Here is a 22795-nt window from a genome sequence, read left to right as displayed (position 1 = left end):
CTGACATAGTTGATATGATGAACTACTACTTGTCACTTTGTATTCAGTCTAAAATACTTATTCAGCTAAGAATGAGTGCCGAAGATGTTTAGAGCTTACTCTAGGTTAGATGACTTTTTTGATTTTCTAGATAATGGATAAGCAAAGATTAAGACTAAGAAACCAAAGGCTACCCAATGGCCTCTTTGTTCACCTGTAGCTGGCAAATTCTTTTTATTTCCGCCTGAATGCTTATCTGTTGTTGTTTTATCCTTCTGATTTGTTTCTTCGTGACCAACCTGCTTGGATTGACTTGTCTCAGATGAAGAAGCTTGACTTGAACTTTCTCCCTTATCTCGACTAGATGAATCTGTTTGGTTGTTACTAGTGCTTGGGACAGTATGATTCGATCCCTGATTGGACGAGCTAGATGATGAAGATGTATCTGGCTGATTAGTCTGATTTGAGAAGTCTAACTGTACCACTACTGGATCATGGTCCGAAGCTCTGCCATGTTCTTCCATGAAAGAAGCATTGATATGGACAGGAGCAAAAATCGCTTTACCAGCTAGGTTCTTAGAGATGAAAATATTATCTAAGCTTTGGTTGCTTCCGCGGTAGAAGTAAGAATAGCGGTCAGCCGCATCATGTTCCTGCATGAGGTTAATGAGTTCATTTCCTGCAATAGCTTTAGCGGTTTCAGAGAATTCAAAGTCATTGAAATCCCCAGTCAGAACAAACTTAAGATTTGGATTTTGTCTTAACCCTTCTTGAACAAAATTATTTAAGATTTTAGCCTCTTCGATCCGAGCAGCTTGGGTATGTTGAACAGCCGGCTGGTTTGAGCCATATACAGCATCATCACCTAGCTTGGATTTCAAGTGGTTGGCAATAACGACAACATGTTGTCCCTTAAATTCAAATTCAGCTGCTAAAGATTTACGAACCTTAGTAAAAGCAGGATTAGTTGGATCGATCCGGGCTGGATTTTTAACTAGATGGCCACCTGAGAAGCTAGCTGCTTCATCACTCTTACCGGCTTCTTTTTCAACTAGTTTTACACGATCTGGGTTATAAAGAAAGGCTACACGGATATTAGATCCAGGTTTACCACCATCTTGGCCATCAAAAGGTGCAACTTCAGTATATTTGTAGTTTTTACCTCCCAACTCCTTGATTCGAGCTGCTAGTTTTTCACCACTCTTCACACCGCTGGTCGTTCCATCATTGACGCTACCGTTATCATCTTGAACCTCGATGAGCGTGATAATATCTGGACTGTGAATTTCATTGATAAAGGAATTAGCGATTTTGGTCACCTTTTCGTCAGGTGTTTCACCTTTTTGTGTATTGGCAGAGAAATTCTCAATATTATAAGATGCTATCGTTAGCTTGTCTTCGCTAGGGTAGAGGGGAGAAATCTGTCTTTGCAGGCCTCCGTCTACTAAATCAGGTAATTGTGTTGGATCTAGTTTATAAATTTTGCCACGATAGGTAACCACTCCAACCACATCACCGTTGAAATAGTCCTTGGCCTTGGCAATGAATTTATTTCCAACGTAGACAGGGATGGTCGCTGTATTTTGGGCATTCGGACGCAGATTGACACCACCGATATTATTTAAGGGAAGAGCCTGGTAACCTTCAGGTAAAACATAAATATCTCCTCGATACTGTGGCCCTAAGACATGTGGTTTTTTAACTGTCGTTAACATGCCTTCTAAACTTTCCCAATAGTCCAAAGCTTCATTTTCCGGCTGATAGTTATTCACATCATTATCTACTGTATCCTGAGGCATCTTATCTACAATATCAACAGGAGTCGGTAGGTCAGCCTTACCATCCTTAGTAACTGTTGAAGCCTCCAGCATCGTGACGGTCAAACTGCCACTTGGCTTGTTAAAAGTTTGTCCTTGGCGAATGCTAAGCTCTTCCATGTAGCCTTCTTTTACTCGGCCTTCAAGAGTTAATTTATCTCCAACGTCGACTTGTTCTTTGGAAACAACATAAATCGCATCTGAAGTCTTGCTATTCCCATCAGGTGTCACATCTTGAACGTAAAATCCATAACGGTCTGTCTTTGTAACAACAACATTTGAAACTCGGACATCTTTATCCTGATAAGGAGATACTTGCGATTCACCTTGAATCGTTCCTAGATTGGCAACAGTCTCTGCAGTGCTTGATACAGCTTGTGCAGCAACTGTCTCTTCTTTTTTATCTGCTTCCTCAGCAGACGCAGCTCTTGAATCTCCTGAAGAATTTGTATTTTCTGCAGAACTACTAGCTGTTGACTCACTGACTGCTGAACTATCTGCAACAGTTACTGGAGCTGAACTCGAAGAATTTTCCGTCTCTTCAGCTCCGACCGGAACAGCCAAGGAAAGCAAAGGCAGAAAAGCACTTAATACTGCTGCTGAATAAAAAAGATGCTTTTGATAAGCTTGTTTCTTCATAAAGTTCTCCTTTTCCTAATGAAACTTAATTACTATACTGTTTATATTATATAGAAAAAACAATATTTTCGCAAACGCTTTCCTTAATTCTTACTTTCTTTCGTTCCTACCTATCAGTTTTTGTTAAATCAGTTAATATTTAAAAACAGCGAAGAAAACTGATATCTGGAATTCAGCTTTCCTCACTGCAAAATAGTATTTTTAATTAACAAGAATAGCTAGAGTTTCATAAGGTTGCAAAGTCAGAATATGATCACTTTGAGTTCTACCATAGTTGGACAGAAGGACCTGGCCATTTTGATAATCCGGTAAGATATCCACTGTAATTGGATCCTTATAAAAGTTGTTCAGGACTAATAGTTTTTGTCCTTGCCACTCCCGCTCAAAGGCATAGACCTGGGGACTGTCCTCATAGGCTGGCTGATAGCTACCTTCTGCTATGATCGGCAGTTCCTTACGCAGGGCAATCAATTTCTGATAAAAGCTAAAGATCGGTCCCTTGATTTCATTTTCCACATTGATGATAGGATAGGATTTGCCAGCTTTTAGCCATGGTGTGCCAGTTGTAAAACCCGCATTGGCTGAATCATCCCACTGCATAGGAGTCCGAGAATTATCACGAGATTTAGCCTTGATAATCCTGAAGGCTGCTTCTGGCGATTGCCCTTCAGCAAGCAAACTCTGGTAAGCATTGAGAGACTCGACATCCACATAATCTTCCATGGAGTCATAGTCAGGGTCCACCATGCCAATCTCTTCACCCATGTAGATATAAGGCGTCCCGCGCGACAGATGAATACTAGCTGCCAACATGGTTGCCCCTTCATTGCGGAAATTCTCTACATCGACAAAGCGGTTGAGAGCTCGCGGCTGATCATGGTTGTTCCAAAAGAGGGCTGACCAGCCATCATGGTCGCTCATTTCCTTGCCCCAAGTATGGAAAAGACGTTTTAACTCTTCAAAGTCAAAAGCCTTAAGAGTCCACTTCTGTCCGGCTTCATAGTCCACCTTGAGATGATGGAAATTAAAAGCCATAGACAGCTCCTGCCGATCTGGTGAAGTGTAAAGGATGCAATTTTCAATCGTCGTTGCGCTCATCTCACCAACCGTCATAAAGTAATTGTCTTTCCCAAAGGTTGCTGCATTCATCATGTGAAGGTAGTCATGGACGATTGGCTTGTCCGTGTATGCTGGCTTGCCGTCATTTTCTGGGCAGTCCTCCAATACCTCGTCCTTACCAATCAAGTTGATCACATCAAAGCGGAAGCCTTTAACGCCCTTGTCCCGCCAGAAATTCACCACCTTGAAAAGCTCTTGACGAACATTGGGATTGCGCCAATTGAGATCCGCTTGGGTGATATCAAAAAGGTGCAGATAGTATTTGCCCGTATCGCCAAATGGCGCCCAGGCACTGCCACCAAACTTGGACAGCCAGTCCGTCGGCTCATCCAGCAGGATAAAGAAGTCCTGATAGTAGGGATCCCCCGCCAGAGCCTTTTGGAACCACTCATGCTCAATTGAACAGTGGTTAAGAACCATGTCCAGCATGAAGTCAATTCCATACTGTTGGCCAACCTTGACCATCTCTTCAAAATCTGCCATATCTCCAAAGATAGGGTCAACAGCAGTATAGTCAGAAATATCATAACCATTGTCCCGCTGCGGACTCGGATAGAAAGGATTGAGCCAGATCATGTCCACTCCCAGCTCTTTCAGATAGGGAAGTTTTTCAATAATCCCGCGAAAATCTCCTACTCCGTTCCCCGTCGTGTCTTTAAAAGATTTTGGATAAATTTGGTAGACTACCTTTGTTTTATCTAATGCCATGTTTTTCCTTCTTTTGAATATAAAAGAGGTGGGATGAATATTTCATTCCTTGAAAGGAATAGAATTTCTCATCCCACCCTCAAGAGTCTGGAAGCCCCGTCTCATAAGAGAAGCCCAACTTCCATCATGTAATTCTTAAATTTTTGTTGCTGTCATCAGGGCGTCCCCAACTGCTATCTGGCGTGGCAAACTGCCCAATGCATCCGCTTGGTATTGATCTTGATTGGTAATGATGACTGGAGTTTCTGTCACATAACCTGCATCTTTAATGAGATCAATGTCAAAACTGATTAATTTATCGCCAGCTTTTACTCGATCTCCTTGACTGACATGAGCTGTGAAACCTTTACCTTCAAGATTCACCGTATCCATACCGATGTGCATAAGCATTTCTACACCCTGATCAGACACGATACCTACAGCATGTTTGGTTGGAAATAGAACAGACACAACGCCGTCTACTGGAGCAAGCAAGTCTCCTTGGCTCGGTTCAATCAGGACACCTTGCCCCATAACTCCTTGAGCAAAGACAGGATCTGTTGCTTGACTAAGTTCTTTCACTTGGCCAGATAAGGGACTTGAAATTTCAACTAAGTCAGCTAAAGGAGCAGATTGTTTTGCTTCTGACAGTGCTTCAGCTTGTGGTGTTTTGACTGCTTCATCTTCTACTTTGGTAAAGAGACCCAAGCGACGGAAAAGCATGGTCAGTACAAATGGAACAGCGATTGCAACTAGCATAATCGCAGCAAAGGCTAACATATATTTAGGTTGGATTGACAAGATACCTGGAAGTCCACCGACTCCGATAGCATTTGCCTTCACATTAAAGCTTACAGATAAAAGACCTGCAATGGAAGACCCCATCATTCCAGCTACAAAAGGATAGATATATTTTACGTTGACCCCAAATAGAGCTGGCTCAGTTACGCCAAGATAAGCAGAAATCGTAGCTGGAAGGGCAATCTGTGCTTCCTTTTCATTATGACGATTCATCCAATAATAAGCAAAAACAGCTGACCCTTGCGCAATATTTGACAGAGCAATCATTGGCCAAAGTCCAGTACCACCCGCATCTGCCACTAACTGGGAGTCAATCGCATTGGTCATGTGATGCAAACCTGTAATAACAAAAGGCGCATAGAGAGCTCCAAAGACAGCCCCAAAGAGCCATTTAACAGGACCAGTTAGACCTGCAAGAACGATCGTAGATAGCCATTGACCTAAAGTCCAACCAATTGGCCCCAAAACTGTGTGAGCCAAGATAATCGCTGGCAAGAGAGAGAGGAAAGGTACGAAAATCATGGAAACAACTTCTGGAATCCGTTTTCTCCAAAAGATTTCCAAATAAGACAAGGAAAGCCCTGCTAATAAAGCTGGAATAACCTGAGCTTGGTAGCCTATCCGTTGCACTGTAAAGAATCCAAAATCCCAAACCCAATTTTTAGCAATTTCTGATTGGGGTGTTCCTGCTACTAAATAAGCGTTCAAGAGCTGAGGAGACACCAAACAGATTCCTAAAACAATCCCAAGAATCTGGCTAGTCCCCATCTTACGACTTACGGACCAAACAATTCCGACTGGTAGGAATTGGAAAATCGCCTCACCTGGCAACCAAAGGAAGTGGTTTACTCCAGCCCAAAACTTTGATACATCCACAATCGTTTTATAAATCGGCTCTCCATCTTTAGTAAACTGAAGTACACCATCAACGACTTTTTGACCAAAAGCTTGGATTTGCACACCTTCTAGGATATTACGGAAGCCAAGAATCAAACCACCAACGATAATCGCTGGAATAATTGGAGTAAAAATCTCAGCTAGCATGGTCATGACGCGCTGAACCGCATTTTGATTAATCTTAGCTGCAGCCTTAGCTGCTTCTTTTGAAACACCTTCAATTCCAGAGACAGCTGTAAAATCATTATAGAATATTGGCACATCATTTCCAATAATAACCTGGAATTGCCCTGCATTCGTAAAGGTCCCTTTGACAGCTCCAATTTCTTCAATAGCTTTTACATCAGCTTTTTTCTCATCAATAAGTACAAAACGCATCCGAGTGGCACAGTGGGTTACTGCAGACACATTTTCCTTACCACCAATGGCGTCTAATAGGACTTTCGCCTCTTTTTCAAATTTGCCCATTTGATTATTGGCTGGAAAACCAGCACTCTCCTTATATTTATTTGTTAGTTTCTTAACTGCTTTCTAACACCAATTGTAAACGATACCAAAGTTGTATGCAAGATGTCCGTTGATTTTCCCCTTATTTTTTGCTAAAATTTCAGTAGTTGTATGATAAAAACAAAACAAGTAGGTTAATCATGAAAAAATACCAACAATTATTCAAACTAATTGAGCAAGATATTTTGAGCGAGAAATACTCCGTTGGCGAATTTTTACCTAGTGAGAATGAATTAACTCAGATTTATAAGGTCAGCCGTGATACTGTCCGAAAGGCTCTAGAGCAACTTCAAAAAGAAGGATTAATCCAAAAATTTAAGGGACAAGGATCCAAAATCATCAAACAGGAACACATCAATTTCCCAATCTCCAATCTGACTAGCTACCAAGAACTCGTCCTACAAAATAAACTAGATTCTAAAACCAATGTCATCAGCCTAGAAAAAATAACTGTAGATAAAAAACTTGCCAAGCTAACTGGTTTCCCAGAATATCGCTTGGTTTGGCGAATCATTCGACAAAGAGTTGTTGACCAGGTTGCTTCTGTCCTTGATATTGATTATTTAGATAAAGAACTTGTTCCTACGATGACGAGAGAAATTGCAGAGCATTCTATCTATCATTTCATTGAAAATGATCTTGGACTTAGCATCGACTATGCTAAAAAGGAAATCACCATTGATCATGCGACCAGTCGAGATAAAATTTTGCTCGATATTGAGAGAGAAAACCATGTCGTTTCCGTCAAATCTCAGGTTTATTTGGCGAACGGACAACAATTTCAGTTCACAGACAGCAGACACAAACTTGATAAATTTCGCTTTGTTGATTTTGCCAAAAGGCACAACTAAGAAAAAGAGCTGGAAGTTGTAAACTTCCAGCTCTTTTAGATTTATTTATTTAATTTAGGAGATTTAGATGAAAAAATTTTTTTAAAATGTTTTATTTGCTACTTTTGCTTTTGCTTTTTACTACTTATGTTTCTTGAGTGGGGAAAAGTGAAAAGTTTGGGGAGCTATGATTATTTATTGTCATTGGACTGTCCTCTTTTCTTTTAAGATGAATATAGTATAACCAGCAAAGCTTAAGGAAGACTTATAGATTTCTTGAAAAAAGCTTAAATGTTTGAATATCCCTATGTGTTACTTCCATTTATCCAACTCTCTTTCATCAATTCGTTGAATTTCTAGATTATAAACAATCTCAACCTTAGGGCTACCTTGACTATTTTTTTTTGGCTCCTTTTAAATGCCCTTCGCGAGAAAAAGCCTCCATCTTTTCATCAGTAATTTCATCCTTATTCAATTTCAATTCATCTGGTAGATTCTGGTAACTTTCTACACTAATAGACTCTTTCTGATTATTACGCAAATATATTATTTCCGAACTGTCATTGACATTAAAATCTAAATCAACTCCGGCTGTCATTTCATAATCTGCCACCCCCATCTTTAAAACACCATCATTGCGCAAATATACTTTATTACCATAGGTATCATAAACAACTGGGACTATACGAGCATAGACAAAACCTTCTCCATTTCCCCCACTTTTAAAAATCGGAGAAAATTCGATTTTACTGATACCGCTGTAATGCTCTTTTAGGTAGGTCGCGATTTGTTCTTCATAAAGTTGAAAACCGTGTCGCTAGAGATTGTCCACTTTCATCTGTCCATGAAAAACTTAGCTCCGATTGCTAGCACAAAAAGGCAAAGCAGAGATAAGAACATTATTTTTACTCGTTTCATCATACAAAATACCGTGTCTTTCTATTTGCAGCGTATCACAAAAGTTGAGCAAATGGAAACTTGAGACTGTTTGCGCAAGTTTATTATTTTTTTCTATTTTGACAATCAAAAACAGACCTTCTTTATCGAAAGTCTGTCTCATTTACACATAGGCAACTATTTAGTAGCTTCTTCATCTACTACTACTTGTTCAGAAATTTCTACTTTAACCTTGGTGACACGGCCATTTTTAACCTTGTCATTGGTTAAAATCAGTTTCTTATTCTGACTTTCCACCTCAAAGCTGATGCGTTCTTTTGGATCTGGAATAGTTCCTACACCAGTCAAGTAGTAACCCGCGATCGTATCCACATCGTCACTTTCAATTTCAACTTCAAAGTATTCATTAAAGTCATTGAGGGTCATAGTTCCTAAGACAATGTAAGTATTCTCACCGATTTCATGGACTTCAATTTCGGCCTTGTCGGTCTCATCATCAATCTCGCCAACAATCTCCTCCAAGAGATCCTCAAGTGTAACCAGACCAGCCATACCGCCATACTCATCCAAAAGAATCGCCATTTGATTTTGCGTGTTACGTAACTCCTTGAGCAAATCATCGACAAACATAGTCTCCGGTACAAAGAGCGGCTCCTGCAGGATCTTGCGCAGAACGATATTGTCAAAACCATTGATGAATCCTTCATTAAGCAGTCGCTTGGTATGAATTAGCCCAATGACATTGTCCTTATCCCCATCATAGACAGGAATCCGCGAGAAACTCTGCTTGAGAATGCTTTCGATGATTTCTTTGGTATCGTCCTGAATATCGACCATAAAGGCATCCGTCCGGGGCACCATCAGTTCACGTGCCATCAGCTCATCCAGCGAGAAAATCCCCTGTAGCATCTCAATCTCATCCGCATCCAAGGTCTCCTCACTATTGGTCAGCATATACTCAATCTCATCTCGGGTCATCTTTTCGTCCGCATCATCAAACTTCATCGGCGTAATGCGACTTAACAGATTAGTTGAGGCCGACAAAAGCCAGACAAAGGGACTGACGAGCTTGCCCAAAAAGATGATAAAAGGAGCTGCTCGAACAGCCAAATCATCCTTCAGATTGAGTGCGATCCGCTTAGGATAAAGCTCACCAAATACAATAGAAACATAGGTCAAAAGGGCCAAAGCTAGAAAAGACGCTATGGCATGCGCTGTTTTAGAATTGCCCATCAAACTTGAAAATACACGACCGAGAGTATCAGCAAAGCTGGCCCCTGATAAGATATTGATGAGGGTAATACCTACCTGAATAGTAGATAAAAAGTTATTGGGATTTTCTAAAACCTGTAATAGACGAATGTACTTTTTATCACCTTCCTCTGCCTTCTGCTCAACACGCGCCCGATTGAGTGACACCATGGCCATCTCTGCCGCGGAAAAGAAAGCATTTAAAAAGGTTAAAACGACTAATAATAAAAACTGTAACAAAAGGGTCTGACTGCTGGGGTCTTCCATGAGTTTCCTCTCCTAAAAAATTATAATTAATCCTGATTATAACATATTTTTGAGTTTCGTGCACCTAGATTTTATAGAAGACTAGTAGTTAGAAGTTTAGCTCTAGAATCGCCCTCCAAATAGAAAACAAGAAGAATATTTTCTGATTTCTTAAGGTATATCTTTAAGATATTCTTTTTCCCTCAGGCTATTCCTATCAATTTATGATATATAGGTACTTCTATATCCTAAAACCTCAGAAAAAATAGGAGAAAGATTCCTTTCTCCTATTTTTTTATAATCCCAAATTCTTCATTCTTCTTAATCTCCTGAGCTTCTTTATGATTGTCATAAAGGTTAGCTAGGAATTTTACAATTTCTTTGATGATGGAATAGGTCGGAATAGCTACAATCATTCCGATAATACCATAGATGTTACTAGATAAGAGCAAGAGAACCATGATAGTAATCGGATGGACTTTCATAACCCCTCCTACAATCCGAGGGTAGAGGATATTCCCATCAATCTGCTGAACAATCAGCATATAAATAACTGCTATCAACATTCTCTTTGGATCTGTAAAGGCATGACTGATAATCATTGGGATCAAACCAATACTTGGTCCAACATAAGGAATCAAGTTAGCCAAGCTAGAGAAGATAGCAAATACTAAAGCATATTTAATGCCGATAGTGCTATAACCAATGTAGGCCAGGCAACCGATAATCACTGCATCAATAGAAATTCCGCTGATATATCGTGAAACTGTAGCATTTAGATTCTTCAGCAAGGAAGAAATGTTGAGTTTGTCTCGCTTTAGAATACTGCGTTCCAGCATTGGCAGGAGCTTATGACCATCCAGTAAGAAATAGACAAGGAAAATTGGAGTCATAATGATGATAAAGATAGTATTGATTACAGCTGATACCACACTGCCCAAGCTGTTAGTTACCCCGTTTAGAATATTTCGCAGAATATCAATATAAGATAGATTCAGCTGTTGCAGGGTAGATTGGATATTGAGATTTTTGAATACAGGATTTTGAGCTAAGTCATTGACCCAGCTATAGACATAACTATATAGATTTTGGCTCGAATTAATCAAGCTAGTCAGCTGAGTGACTAAGATAGGCAGGAGGTAGATAACTGCTAAAACAATAGACCCAAATAAAATTGTCAAAGTCAACAGGACACCTAATACGCGATTTAATTTCAGGTATTTTTCCAAAAAGACCACTAAAGGGTTGGCAATATAATATAAAAAACCTGCTATTAAAAAAGGGATTAAGATAGTATTTACAACACTGATCACTGGAGTAATCAAGTCCCCCATCATTCTCCACAGAAAAAAGACAAGCGTTGCTAGTAAAACTTCAACTGTCCAAAAAAATAACTTGCTCTTATGAAACATTCTTTTCCTCCTATCAGTTATTTTACCATAAATTTTGTTATAATAGAGGGGATTTAATGAAAGAAAGAATAAAAATGGAAAAGATTATCAAGCTGGAAAATGTAAGCTTGGCAAAACAAGGCCAAACTATCTTAAAAAATCTCAACTGGCAGGTGAATAAGGGTGAACATTGGGCCATCCTCGGTCTTAACGGATCAGGAAAGTCAACCCTCTTACGCCTACTTATGGCCGAGCATTGGAAGACCCAAGGAAAAGTGACAGTCCTTGGTACGGAATTTGGTGCTGGTGATATCCCTCAGTTGCGAACTAAGATTGGAGTAGTTGGTTCCTTCATTGCGGAGCGCCTACCTAGCCATCTCACCGCCGAAGAAATCGTCCTGACAGGCAAGTATAAAAGTAGCATTCTCTATGCTGCTTATGGACAAGCCGAACTAAACCAGGCTAGGGAAATGCTGACCTCCATTGGCGGACAAGACTTAATTGGCCGGAGCTACGCCAGTCTGTCTCAAGGGGAAAAGCAGCTCTTGCTGATTGCCCGCAGTCTCATGGAAGAGCCAGAACTACTTATCTTAGATGAAGCAACCAGTGGACTAGATCTCTTTGCTCGCGAGCGCCTGCTAAATCAAATCAAAAAGATTACACAAATGGACCAAGCACCAACTATCCTCTATGTCACCCACCATGTAGAGGAAATTACATCTGCTATAGACCATGTCCTACTTCTAAAAGAAGGCGAAATTATAGCCCAAGGCCCTAAAGATGATATCCTCCAAAAAGAGGTCATGGACCGCTTTTATCCACAGCCAGTCGAGTTGATTGAATTGGAAGAAGGCCGCTATTTCATCAAAGTAGAAGGCAACTCCTTATGAGGCAGTTTTTAAATATCATTTTCAATTTGGGCTATTTCCTGATTCTGACCATGACTGCGATTGCCTTGCTTTTCCTGTCAGGGCAGATTCTACTGTCCCACACATACATCCCTTTACGGATTTCTGAGGGAGTTCAATTTGTCGACAATCCTTGGTATTTCTACCCTATCCTTCTGCTCTTTCTCTTCAGCCTCTTTTTAATCCGACCTCTGCTAGAAAAGGTTCAGACCAAGCATCTTTTTTGGATCCTATCACTCATCTTTATAGCAGCGGCGATTTTTCTGATAACGGCCTACGATGGTCGGATCCGAGCTGACGCTAAGCACGTTTTCAATGCAGCCCTGGCCTTTAATCGAGGAGATTACAGCTCACTGACAACCGTCGGAAGCTACATGTACCGCAATCCCCATCAGCTAGGACTGATGACTCTGGAGCGACTTTATGCTTTTATTTCTCCGACGACTCAGTTTGCCTTTAGCATGAATGTCGTCTGGACTTTACTCAGTCATTTCTTGATTTACAAGATTACTGCCCTCCTCAATGCCAGAGAAATGATCCAGAAATACACCATTCTGCTGACTTTTCTCTTTCTACCACAGCTCTTTTTCGTTCTCTTTGTCTACGGCACCATTCCTGGGCTCTTCTTCTGTCTGCTCAGTTTCTATGCTTTTATCAAGCTGGACCAGAAAGGAAACCTACTCTATGCCTTGTTGGGAGCTGCTAGCATCAGTCTAGCCTGCCTCCTGCGCAACAACTATATCATCTTTGCCATCATGCTGATCGGATGTTGCTTCCTGTCCATCTTTTATAAATGGTCTTGGAAAAAACCACTAGCTATCGTCCTGATTGTAGTTGGTATCGTCTTTTCAAACAAGGGTTTGACAGCCTACTATGAACAGCTGATTGGCGGAAAGATCGGTGTCGGTACCCCAAAAATCGCCTATATCACTATGGGCCTACGGGATGATCCTAATCGGCAGACCTTGGGAGGCTGGTATGATGCTTACAATACCAAGATTCTCAAGCGCAACAAGTACAATGAAAATTTGGCTACAGAAATGGCCACTCGGGATTTGAAAAATATTTTGATTCACTTCAGCAAGCATCCTGCTTATGCGCTGAGATTCTTCTATGAAAAAGTCAAGTCTACCTGGACTGAGCCGACGTTTCAGTCCATTTGGACCGGACCGCAGATTGAGCGCCAGCAATATATGAAGCCAACTGTCCTGCGCAGCATTTATGAGGAAAGAAGCGGTTATCAGATTGTTAATTTCCTGCTCTTGACCCTACTAGCCAGCATCTATCTGCTGTCCTGTTTCTTTATCTTGCGTAATTTTTTCGTCACTAGAGGAAAGCTGACACCTTTTGACCTCTATCCTTTCATCTTTCTCTTGGGAGGCGGTCTCTTCCACTTCTTCTGGGAAACCAAGAGTCAGTACGTCTATATCTATGTCCTGCTCCTCATCCCTTCCGCCGCTCAATCCTTAGTCGACCTGAGTGATTGGTGGAAGAACAAAGGAAAAGGGAAATCAACAGATCAGCTTGAGAAATATTTATAAAACTTAAACACTCGATAAGAGTTTATTATAATTTTATAGGAACACTGAGAGAAAGAAAGTTGAATTTTTAAAACAGTAAATCACAAAGGTTTACTGCTTTTTTGCTCATTTTTCCAAATAAAATCGTCAATAAATTAAAAAGGCACTTGACCAAACGCCTCCTGAGGCGTTTAGCCAAGCACTTCTCTCAACTTCTCAATCATGACCAGAAAAGGAGGATTGTTGATCTGATTGATTGTCTTGTAGAGGGCAACGGTGAAGTCCTGCTGGGGCAGCTGACTGACGAAGTCTAGCACCGCATCTTTTTCAACTTCACCACCTTCATGTCCATAGTAAATCATGATGGCTACTCGGCCACATTTTTCTAAGCCGTGGCAGACCTTTTCCAAAGCTTCCAGCGTCGTATCAGGACGGGTAATGACAGACTTGTCCGCCGAAGGCAAGTAGCCAAGATTAAAAATAGCTGCCTTGAAATGGTCTGTGTATTGGTCCAGAGTCTCATGGCCAGCCAAGATTAGCTGAGCATTGTCCAAGCCAGCTTCTGCCAAGCGCTGGCGGGTCTTTTCCACAGCCTGCTCCTGAATGTCAAAAGCATAGACCTGCTTGGCCAATTGAGCCAGAAAGAGGGTGTCATGTCCGTTGCCCATAGTAGCATCCACCACGATATCTTCCTTGGTCACGACTTCTGCCAAAAAGGCATGTGCCATCTGTAAAGGTCTTAACATACGAATTTCTGCTCCTTTGCTTTACAGCCTTGCTTGCTGCCACGACGGCGCATTTCTGCCTCGATGGCATTGAGAACTTCCCATTTATTGAGGCTCCACATAGGGCCAATCAACATATCTCGCGGGGCATCGCCTGTGATGCGGTGGATGACGATATGCTCGGGGATAATCTCCAGCTGGTCGCAGACGATAGAGACATACTCCTCCTGACTGAGTAGCTGCAGCCGCCCTTCGTGATAATCCCGCTGCATGCGGGTATTGGTCATCAAGTGAAGCAGGTGAAGCTTAATCCCCTGAATGTCATTGTCCGTCACACAGCGGCGAACATTCTCCAGCATCATCTCATGGGTCTCTCCCGGCAGACCGTTAATCAAGTGAGAGACAATCTCCGCCTTGGGAGCTAGCTTACGAACGCGCTGGACCGTCTCCACATAAAGCTCATAAGAATGGGCACGATTGATAAGATCTGAAGTTTCCTCATAAGTGGTTTGAAGCCCCAGCTCCACGGTCACATGCATACGCTCAGACAGGTCAGCCAAGTAGGCGATGGTCTCATCAGGCAAACAGTCGGGCCGAGTTCCGATATTGAGTCCAACGACACCCGGCTCGTTAATGGCCTGTTCATAGCGCTCACGGATTACTTCAAGCTTCTCATGAGTATTAGTGAAGTTCTGAAAATAGACCAGATACTTGCGAACATCCGGCCACTTGCGGTGCATAAAGTCAATTTCCTTGTAGAACTGCTCGCGAATGGGCGCATCTGGTGCCACAATGGCATCACCAGAGCCCGAAACGGTACAGAAGGTACAGCCCCCATGCGCCACCGTACCATCCCGATTGGGACAGTCAAAGCCCGCATCAATAGGTACCTTAAAAGTCTTTTCTCCAAAAAGTTTTCGATAATAATCATTCAAAGAATTGTAAGATTTCATACCTTCCATTCTACCACAAAAAGGAGCCTAGAAACAAAAATTTCCTCTTTCACCAAGAAAGAAGAAAATCATGGCTCCCACTGATAACGCTTGAGGTCCACACGGCCATTGGCCTTCAAGTCTATTCCCTCCGCCCAAAGCAAGTGCGCTTGCTCTTCCCAGCCTGGTGCAAGGCGCCCTGCCGCATTGACTACCCGGTGGCAAGGATGCTTGCCGCCATAAAGCTCCGACTGACTGAGGATCTTTCCCACCAAACGGGCGTTTTTTGGCCGACCAATTAAACGAGCAATCTGACCATAGGTCGCCACGCGCCCAGAGGGAATGCTATCTACTAATGCTAAAACAGCATCGATGAGTTCTTGATTTAAATTGGACATGCTAACCTCCTAATCTAGTTTGCTCCTATCTTAAAGAAAGAGACTTTCTTTGTCAAGACAAAAAGGCTGGCAAAGCCAACCTTCCTCATCTCTATTTATTTCTGCTTCCCTTTGAAACGCCACTGAAAGCGTAGCTTGTCATAAAAGGGAAATTCGATATTAAGAATGGCAAATCCCATCAAAGCTCCTCCGATTACATCTGTCGGATAGTGCACGCCCAGATAGACTCTGGAGGCCATAACAGTGAAAATATAGAGTAGGAGCAAAGCTTGTACCAAGCGCTTAATATGCTGGTTCTGAACCCGTTGCTGAACAATTATAATCAAGGTCCCAAGTACAATGGCTGTCGCCATGGCATGCCCGCTCGGGAAAGAATAACCTCCCTCTTCAACTAAATGTGTGATAGAAGGCCTGCTTCTTTGGTAAACAAATTTGATCAACTTGATTAAAATTCCATGTAAGACCAGATTTCCTGCTAGTAAAGCAGCTTCTAATTTCCATTTTTTATACAGGAAAAATAGGACAAGGGCAGAAACCCAAATGATAATCCCCAATGGATCAATCACACTGGTTACAAGTTTAAAAAAAGTTGTCAAAGCTGTAGGTAAATCGCCCCGCAACCAGGTCTGAATGGGGTTATCAAAATGAGTCAGCTGGTCAGGATAAAACTTGACCATATAACCGAGTATAACGAAAAGTAAAAGGGCAAAAGTGCCCTTTGTTAGATAAGATTGTTTATTTTTCATAGCGTTTTAGAACAGGCTGTAAAAGTGTGTAAATTAGCCAAAAGACAACAGCCCAGATCACTCCTTCTAATAGATTAAAAGGGACAATCATGGTTAGCAGATACTTGGAAAGACCGTATGTTTTGTAAATATCAAAACCTGCAAACCTTGCAAAGAGTGGAATTGCATAAATGACATTTAAAACGATCATAGTGACGGTTAGACCAAGCGTTGCCACCAGAGAGGCCTTCACATAGTCAGACAAGCTCTTCCTCTTTTTCCATAAGAGTGCAAAAGCAGAAACAAAAACAGTGACCGCCAATATATTCATGGGGAGACCGATAAGAGTGCCTATACCATGATTATTCAAAGCCAGCTTTAAGGCCGAGCGAATTAAGAGTACAGCCATTGAGCTTTTGAAATCCAAGACCACCAAAGCCAGTAAAATCGGAATAATTGAAAAATCCAACTTTAAGAACTCGGTTATCAAAGGAATCTCATAAAGCATGAGTAGAAATGATAGAGCAGATAAAACTGCTACAATCGCCAATTTACGAGTATTTGTCATCACAGGTTCCTCCAATTTATAAAAATTAGAGAAGCTGGAAAGGCTACCGAAAAAAGCTTGTCAGCTAATGATTATTTAGTATAAGGCTCAGCCCTTAAATAAAGATTAAATGGCAAAATAAATTCAATGCCCTTCGTCTTCTCCCATCCAGACTATACTGTCGGTTGTGGAATTTCACCACATCAGCTTGCGCTCGCGGACTTGATTTGGCATTGAGGAAAAAACATTTCCAGTCCAAAAATTACCGCCGGTCGGGAATTTCACCCTGCCCTGAAGACTCTTTTATGATACCAAAAAGAACCTGCAATAGCAAGTTCCTTGTTTGATGTAATACAAATTATTTCAGCTTATCCGCTTCATACTCATGTACCAGTTCAAGGCCAACAAAATTCTGCTGACGCAGGGCTTCATAAACAATCATACAGACTGTATTTGAAACATTAAGGCTTCTGACATGCTGATCATTCATGGGAATACGTAGAGCTTTTTCTGGGTGCTGACGCATGAATTCTTCTGGCAGGCCTTTGTCTTCACGGCCAAACATAAAATAATGTTTGCCCTCCTTGGAAAAATCCTCTTCAGAATAGACCTTTTCAGCAAACTTTGAAACCAAGTAGAGCTGGCCATCCATTTTTTCCATAAAGTCTTCCAGACTCTCATAATAACTAATATCCAGCTTATCCCAGTAATCCAGACCAGCTCGCTTCATCTTACGGTCATCAATAGGGAAGCCCATAGGCTTAATAATATGCAAGGGAGCATTTGTTGCTGCACAAGTCCGAGCTATATTCCCAGTATTTTGTGGGATTTGAGGTTCAAATAGTACAATGTGATTTTCTAGCATCTTTCTCTTTTCCTAGTCGTCATTTGTATAAAAAAATAGCCACACTGCCCGGAGTCAAGCTCAGCAAACAGCGTGGTTAAAGCTTCATTAACTTACATCACAACAGGTTTGAGGTAAATCAATGATAGCACTTTTCTAGTATATCATTTTCCTTTGACATGTCAACTTAAAGAGCTTGAAAATGAACGATTTTTTTATTTTTTCTAAATTATATAAAAAGAGAGCTTTAATTTCTCAAACAGATAGAGGAACAACTAGAAAAAATCCTCTCTTATTCCAGGCAAAACCACTACATTGAAGCAAAGAGATGAAATTTTTTGCAAAATAGAGTATGATAGATACATATCTCGGAGGTATAAGATGAAGATTATTCTTGTTGGTGGTGGTAAAGTCGGAAGCGCCCTTTGCCGCTCGCTTGTTGCTGAGAATCATGATGTGGTTCTTATCGAGCAGGATGAGGCTGTTCTCAACCACTTGACCAAACGTTACGATATTATTGGTATTCTAGGAAATGGAGCTAATTTTAAAGTTTTAGAGCAAGCAAATATTGAATCTTGCGATATTTTTATCTCTATGACTGAACAAGACGAAGTCAATATGGTTTCCGCAGTTTTAGCAAAGAAAATGGGAGCTAAAGAAACTGTTGTCCGCGTCCGCAATCCTGAATATTCCAATCCTTTCTTTAAGGAGAAAAATATTCTTGGCTTCTCTTTAGTTGTCAATCCTGAACAATTGGCTGCACGCTCAATTGCTAATATCATTGACTTCCCTAACGCCCTATCTTTTGAGCATTTTGCCAATGGACGTGTGGCCTTAATGGAATTCAAGGTAAAGGACAATAGTCCCTTGTGTCAGACAACTATTTCTGACTTCCGGAAACAATATGGAAATGTCATTATCTGCGCTATTGAACGGAATAATGAACTGACTATTCCTGATGGAGATGTCAGGATCCAGGCAAACGATAAGATCTTCATGACCGGAAATCGCTCAGAAATTATGGCTTTCCACCATTACATCCGCCCACGTGTTATTAAGAGCCTGCTGATTATCGGGGCAGGTAAGATCGCCTACTATCTTTTAAACATTCTGAAAGATAGTAAAATTGATCTTAAAGTCTTAGAAATTAATCGTCAAAGAGCTGAATGGTTCAGTCAGGAATTTCCTGATATTTACGTTGTTCATGGTGACGGTACTGCCAAAGATATTCTTTTAGAAGAAAGTGCGCCAAATTATGATGCAGTTGCTACTCTTACAGGTGTCGATGAAGAAAATATTATTGCGTCTATGTTCCTAAACAGCATCGGTGTTCAAAAAAATATTACAAAAATCAATCGAACGAGTCTACTAGAAATTATTGATAGTCAAGATTTTGCTAGTATCGTTACACCAAAAGGAATTGCTGTAGATACCATTATGCACTTTATCCGCGGTCGCTACAATGCACAATTCTCTAGCTTAGAAGCCTTGCACCATGTTGCAAACGGTCGCATTGAAACTCTACAATTCCAGATTAAAGAAGAAAATAAGATGACAAATCGACCTTTGTCTCAGCTGAAACTGAAAAAAGGAGTTCTTTTGGCTGCTATCATCCGTCAAGGAAAAGCCATCTTCCCAACTGGTGACGATCAAATTAAGGCTGGAGACAAAATTCTTGTCACAACCTTATTGCAAAACATCACCAAAATTTATGACTTGTTAGAGGAGTAATCAGATGAATAAATCCATGATTCGTTATCTCCTCTCTAAGTTGTTACTGATTGAAGCCTGCCTGCTTTTAGTGCCAGTTGTCATAGCTGTCATCTATCAGGAGCCAGCTAAAGTCTTTCTATCTTTGGGTCTTACAATTGGTATTTTGCTAATTTTAGGTGGAGTTGGTGTTTTCTTTAAACCCAAAGACGCTCACATCTACGCTAAGGAAGGCGTCTTGATTGTTGCACTCTGTTGGATTCTTTGGTCCTTCTTTGGGGCTCTACCTTTTGTCTTTTCTGGACAAATTCCAAATATTATTGATGCTTTCTTTGAAGTTAGCTCAGGATTTACCACAACTGGTGCCACTATTCTCAACGATGTTGGTGTCCTCTCCCACTCTCTACTTTTCTGGCGTAGTTTTACCCACTTAATTGGTGGTATGGGAGTGTTGGTCTTTGCCTTAGCTATTATGGATAATGCCAAGAACGGTCACTTGGAAGTCATGAAGGCTGAAGTGCCAGGTCCTGTCTTTGGCAAGGTCGTCTCCAAACTTAAAGACACTGCCCAGATTCTCTACATCATCTACTTGGCCCTTTTTGCTATTTTCACTTTTCTTTATTTCCTAGCAGGAATGCCTTTATTTGACAGTTTCATTATTGGTATGGGAACAGCTGGTACAGGTGGATTCACCGTTTATAATGACGGTATTGCCCACTATAACAGTCCACTGATTACCTATCTTGTTAGCTTTGGAGTCTTGACTTTTGGGGTCAACTTTAACCTTTACTATTTCTTCCTGATCAGAAAATTCAAAGCTTTCTTTGCTGATGAAGAGCTAAAAGGTTACTTGACAATCGTTGGGGTTTCTACTCTCCTCATCACCTTCAATATCCTCCATATTTTCCATGGGAATATTGCTGACAGCTTGGAAATGTCATTCTTCCAAGTCTCCAACACCATCACTACAACAGGTTTTGGTTTTGGAAACACTGTTGATTGGCCTCTCTTTTCACAGTTTATCCTCTTGCTTTTAATGTGTATCGGAGGGTCTGCAGGTTCTACCGCCGGAGGATTTAAAGTCATTCGTTGTATGATTTTGGCGAGGATTGCAAAAAATCAGATTCTATCAACCCTTTCTCCAAACCGGGTATTGACCTTACATGTCAACGGAAATGTACTAGATAAAGATACCCAGCACAAGGTCTTAAAGTACATGGTTGTCTATATGATGATTATTGCGGCACTTATTTTTATTGTGAGCTTTGATAATAATAACTTTATGACCGTTGTCAGTGGAGTACTAAGCTGTTTTAATAACATCGGGCCGATGATCGGAACAACTGAGAGCTTTTCTATTTTCAGTCCCCTTTCTAAATTTCTCTTGTCCTTGGCTATGATTGCTGGACGCCTGGAAATCTATCCAATGCTCCTGCTCTTCCTACCCAAAACTTGGTCTAGAAGATAGGACACATTCAGGGAATACCGGTCTATCAAAAAAGTCTTACTAAATAATGTTAGCTCTCTCATTTCTGTAGTGGATCAATAACTATAGGCCTGAGAGAGCTTTTTGATTGCAAAGAATAGGCCTGATAAAACGATAGTGAAAACAAATTCTCCATCATCAAAAAGTTACCTAGAAGACCTAGACGAAGCTCCTACTCAAGAAAGGTTTCCCAACTTCGTCTATAAAAAACAGAGAGACTGGAGCCCTATGCCCAGCCTCTCTGTGTGACTTGTTTTTTTTTTTGCATTATGAAGGCTCTCTATTTTCTCTAGTGGTTAAAAGCACTAGAAAAAATGGTGAGCCTTTCGATTAGAGATAAAGAACTATACGTATCTAGTGAGACTGTTTTCTTGTATCGTTTCTTTTCAGGCTAAAATGGTCTGGTACGGGATCTTCTCCCGGCTGAGACCAAGGATGGCAACGAAAAATCCGCGCCAAACCCATCAGGACACCTTTGGCTCCATGCTTCTGAATAGCCTCAATCATATAATTAGAGCAGGTGGGCCGAAAACGACAGGAAGGTGGAAATGCAGGTGAAATAAAACGTTGGTAAAAGCGAACTGGAGCGATTAAAAGCTTTTTAATCATTTTCCAGCCTTTGTAATAGCCAAATTATGAAGCTGGCTTATTTCTTTTTTATTGAGGCGTCTAGATTCACCTGGTCGAAGTCCTGTCAGATCCAAATGTCCGAAGCGCGTCCGAGACAGCTTATCTACCTCTAAGCCGACCGCTTGGAACATCTTTTTCACTTGATGATTCCGACCCTCATGGATGGTCAGCTGAACAACAGACCGATTTTTGACAGGATCGACTTTTATGATTTCATAAACTGCCGGTTTGGTCTTTTTACCATCAATTTCTACACCACGAGTCAATGGGAGAAGATTTTCTTTGTTGGCGATTCCTTTTACACGAGCGACATAAACCTTGTCAATCTCATTACGTGGATGAATCATCTCATCTGTAAAATCGCCATCATTAGTCAGGATAAGAAGTCCAGAAGTATCCCAGTCTAGACGACCAACCGGATAAATCCGTTCTTTGACTTGAGGCAACAAGTCTACCACCGTTTTACGTCCCTTGTCATCTGTCACACTAGAAATGACTCCACGAGGCTTATTTAACAGGTAGTAGACCTTTTCCTCATTATAGATAGGCTGCCCTTCTACTTCGACTTTGTCACCTGTTTTAACCAAGGTTGCCAGTTCTCGAACCACCTGGCCATTGATTGTCACAAGGCCTTGCTTAATCAGCTCTTCTGCTTTCCGGCGACTAGCCACTCCTGCATGGGCAATATATTTATTAATTCTCATCTTTCATCCTTTCACAAGATACACAGTTCAGCCATTTTATTCTAACTCTGATTCGGTCGCTTGACCAAATAATTGGCTTTCTTCTGCTACCAATTCTGTATCTGTCACGACTGGTAATTCGTCCAAATGGTTGATTCCCATGTAATCTAAGAAATAATCTGTTGTCACATAAAGGTTAGGACGACCAAGGACCTCCTTTTTACCATCTTCTCGAACCAGCTCAAATGCCAATAACTTAGCAAGCGCCCCGCTAGAATTAACCCCACGGATATCATCAATCTCTACTCGAGTGATTGGCTGTTTATAAGCAATAATTGACAGAGTTTCTAAAGCAGCGCGTGACAGACTCTGATTGATCGGCGATTTAGAATAAGCACGCAGGAGTTCTGCAAAAGCTTGTTTGGTAACTAATTTATAAGTATTCGACGTTTCAAGTAAAGCCAGACTACAGTCAGCATCGGCTTCGTACTTAGCTGCCAATTTTTCTAAACTTTGGCTAACTCCCGTAGGAGGAATGGACAGGATTTCAGCAATCTGCCGAACTTTCAAGCCGTCTTCCCCTGCCACAAAAAGAAGCGCTTCTATTTCTGATAACTTACTCATGT

General features: G+C 41.2%; 20 protein-coding genes and 1 riboswitch. Of the genes, 5 read left to right on the top strand and 15 right to left on the bottom strand.

Going from position 1 to position 22795, the window contains the following annotated elements; genetic code table 11:
* Positions 1 to 95: 95 nt before the first annotated feature.
* The 3 genes from HMPREF0847_RS00290 to treP form a co-directional block, all read right to left on the bottom strand.
* Positions 96 to 2435, bottom strand: a complete 2340-nt coding sequence (locus HMPREF0847_RS00290) for an endonuclease/exonuclease/phosphatase family protein (protein ID WP_008809571.1) — start codon at positions 2433 to 2435, stop codon at positions 96 to 98.
* Positions 2436 to 2636: 201 nt separating this feature from the next.
* On the bottom strand, positions 2637 to 4262 hold the full coding sequence (gene treC, locus HMPREF0847_RS00285) for an alpha,alpha-phosphotrehalase (RefSeq protein ID WP_008809572.1): 1626 nt from the start codon (positions 4260 to 4262) through the stop codon (positions 2637 to 2639).
* A gap of 135 nt (positions 4263 to 4397) precedes the next feature.
* Positions 4398 to 6407, bottom strand: coding sequence for a PTS system trehalose-specific EIIBC component (gene treP, locus HMPREF0847_RS00280; RefSeq protein ID WP_008809573.1), 2010 nt, complete (start codon positions 6405 to 6407; stop codon positions 4398 to 4400).
* Positions 6408 to 6586: 179 nt separating this feature from the next.
* On the opposite strand from treP, the gene treR reads away from it, so the two are divergent.
* Positions 6587 to 7297: a trehalose operon repressor gene (treR, locus tag HMPREF0847_RS00275; RefSeq protein ID WP_008809574.1), complete on the top strand. Its 711-nt coding sequence runs from the start codon at positions 6587 to 6589 to the stop codon at positions 7295 to 7297.
* A 373-nt stretch (positions 7298 to 7670) separates the two neighbouring features.
* On the opposite strand, the gene HMPREF0847_RS11405 is transcribed toward treR, so the two are convergent.
* The 3 genes from HMPREF0847_RS11405 to HMPREF0847_RS00260 form a co-directional block, all read right to left on the bottom strand.
* The gene (locus tag HMPREF0847_RS11405; RefSeq protein ID WP_232205088.1) at positions 7671 to 7889 is read right to left on the bottom strand and encodes a hypothetical protein; all 219 of its coding nucleotides are present in this window, start codon (positions 7887 to 7889) and stop codon (positions 7671 to 7673) included.
* A gap of 461 nt (positions 7890 to 8350) precedes the next feature.
* Positions 8351 to 9691, bottom strand: a complete 1341-nt coding sequence (locus HMPREF0847_RS00265) for a hemolysin family protein (protein ID WP_008809577.1) — start codon at positions 9689 to 9691, stop codon at positions 8351 to 8353.
* A 266-nt stretch (positions 9692 to 9957) separates the two neighbouring features.
* Positions 9958 to 11082: an AI-2E family transporter gene (locus HMPREF0847_RS00260; RefSeq protein WP_008809578.1), complete on the bottom strand. Its 1125-nt coding sequence runs from the start codon at positions 11080 to 11082 to the stop codon at positions 9958 to 9960.
* Between the two features lie 74 nt (positions 11083 to 11156).
* Between HMPREF0847_RS00260 and HMPREF0847_RS00255 the strand changes: the two genes are divergently transcribed.
* A complete protein-coding gene (locus HMPREF0847_RS00255; RefSeq protein ID WP_008809579.1) occupies positions 11157 to 11951 on the top strand; it encodes an ABC transporter ATP-binding protein in 795 nt (264 codons plus the stop codon).
* Positions 11948 to 13510: a beta-carotene 15,15'-monooxygenase gene (locus HMPREF0847_RS00250; RefSeq protein WP_008809580.1), complete on the top strand. Its 1563-nt coding sequence runs from the start codon at positions 11948 to 11950 to the stop codon at positions 13508 to 13510. Before HMPREF0847_RS00255 ends, HMPREF0847_RS00250 begins: the two co-directional genes overlap by 4 nt.
* 170 nt (positions 13511 to 13680) lie before the next feature.
* On the opposite strand, the gene HMPREF0847_RS00245 is transcribed toward HMPREF0847_RS00250, so the two are convergent.
* From HMPREF0847_RS00245 to HMPREF0847_RS00220, 6 genes are all read right to left on the bottom strand, one after another.
* The gene (locus tag HMPREF0847_RS00245; protein WP_008809581.1) at positions 13681 to 14235 is read right to left on the bottom strand and encodes a class I SAM-dependent methyltransferase; all 555 of its coding nucleotides are present in this window, start codon (positions 14233 to 14235) and stop codon (positions 13681 to 13683) included.
* Positions 14229 to 15176: a TIGR01212 family radical SAM protein gene (locus tag HMPREF0847_RS00240; RefSeq protein ID WP_020992572.1), complete on the bottom strand. Its 948-nt coding sequence runs from the start codon at positions 15174 to 15176 to the stop codon at positions 14229 to 14231. The genes HMPREF0847_RS00245 and HMPREF0847_RS00240 overlap by 7 nt, the downstream gene beginning before the upstream one ends.
* A gap of 59 nt (positions 15177 to 15235) precedes the next feature.
* Positions 15236 to 15544: an MGMT family protein gene (locus HMPREF0847_RS00235; protein ID WP_008809583.1), complete on the bottom strand. Its 309-nt coding sequence runs from the start codon at positions 15542 to 15544 to the stop codon at positions 15236 to 15238.
* A 95-nt stretch (positions 15545 to 15639) separates the two neighbouring features.
* Positions 15640 to 16290 (bottom strand): phosphatase PAP2 family protein, encoded by a 651-nt coding sequence (locus HMPREF0847_RS00230; protein WP_008809584.1) that lies wholly within the window; start codon positions 16288 to 16290, stop codon positions 15640 to 15642.
* A complete protein-coding gene (locus HMPREF0847_RS00225; protein WP_020992571.1) occupies positions 16280 to 16837 on the bottom strand; it encodes an ECF transporter S component in 558 nt (185 codons plus the stop codon). Before HMPREF0847_RS00225 ends, HMPREF0847_RS00230 begins: the two co-directional genes overlap by 11 nt.
* A 131-nt stretch (positions 16838 to 16968) precedes the next feature.
* Positions 16969 to 17119, bottom strand: a riboswitch (FMN riboswitch).
* A 55-nt stretch (positions 17120 to 17174) separates the two neighbouring features.
* Positions 17175 to 17681: a tRNA (cytidine(34)-2'-O)-methyltransferase gene (locus HMPREF0847_RS00220; RefSeq protein ID WP_008809586.1), complete on the bottom strand. Its 507-nt coding sequence runs from the start codon at positions 17679 to 17681 to the stop codon at positions 17175 to 17177.
* Positions 17682 to 18041: 360 nt separating this feature from the next.
* Between HMPREF0847_RS00220 and trkA the strand changes: the two genes are divergently transcribed.
* On the top strand, positions 18042 to 19391 hold the full coding sequence (gene trkA / locus HMPREF0847_RS00215) for a Trk system potassium transporter TrkA (RefSeq protein ID WP_008809587.1): 1350 nt from the start codon (positions 18042 to 18044) through the stop codon (positions 19389 to 19391).
* A 4-nt stretch (positions 19392 to 19395) separates the two neighbouring features.
* Positions 19396 to 20838: a TrkH family potassium uptake protein gene (locus tag HMPREF0847_RS00210; RefSeq protein WP_008809588.1), complete on the top strand. Its 1443-nt coding sequence runs from the start codon at positions 19396 to 19398 to the stop codon at positions 20836 to 20838.
* 372 nt (positions 20839 to 21210) lie between these two features.
* Here the strand turns inward: HMPREF0847_RS00210 and yidD are convergent, their stop codons facing one another.
* The 3 genes from yidD to scpB are packed head-to-tail and all read right to left on the bottom strand — an operon-like array spanning position 21211 to position 22793.
* Positions 21211 to 21465 (bottom strand): membrane protein insertion efficiency factor YidD, encoded by a 255-nt coding sequence (gene yidD / locus HMPREF0847_RS00205; protein WP_008809589.1) that lies wholly within the window; start codon positions 21463 to 21465, stop codon positions 21211 to 21213.
* On the bottom strand, positions 21462 to 22190 hold the full coding sequence (locus tag HMPREF0847_RS00200) for a pseudouridine synthase (protein ID WP_008809590.1): 729 nt from the start codon (positions 22188 to 22190) through the stop codon (positions 21462 to 21464). Before HMPREF0847_RS00200 ends, yidD begins: the two co-directional genes overlap by 4 nt.
* A 36-nt stretch (positions 22191 to 22226) precedes the next feature.
* Entirely contained in the window at positions 22227 to 22793 is a 567-nt protein-coding gene (gene scpB / locus HMPREF0847_RS00195; protein ID WP_008809591.1) for an SMC-Scp complex subunit ScpB, read from the bottom strand.
* Positions 22794 to 22795: the final 2 nt, after the last annotated feature.

It is taken from the genome of Streptococcus sp. 2_1_36FAA, from assembly GCF_000161955.2.
GTDB lineage: Bacteria > Bacillota > Bacilli > Lactobacillales > Streptococcaceae > Streptococcus > Streptococcus gordonii.
Note: the sequence above shows the minus strand (reverse complement) of the source record. Positions and strands in the feature narration are given on the sequence as shown.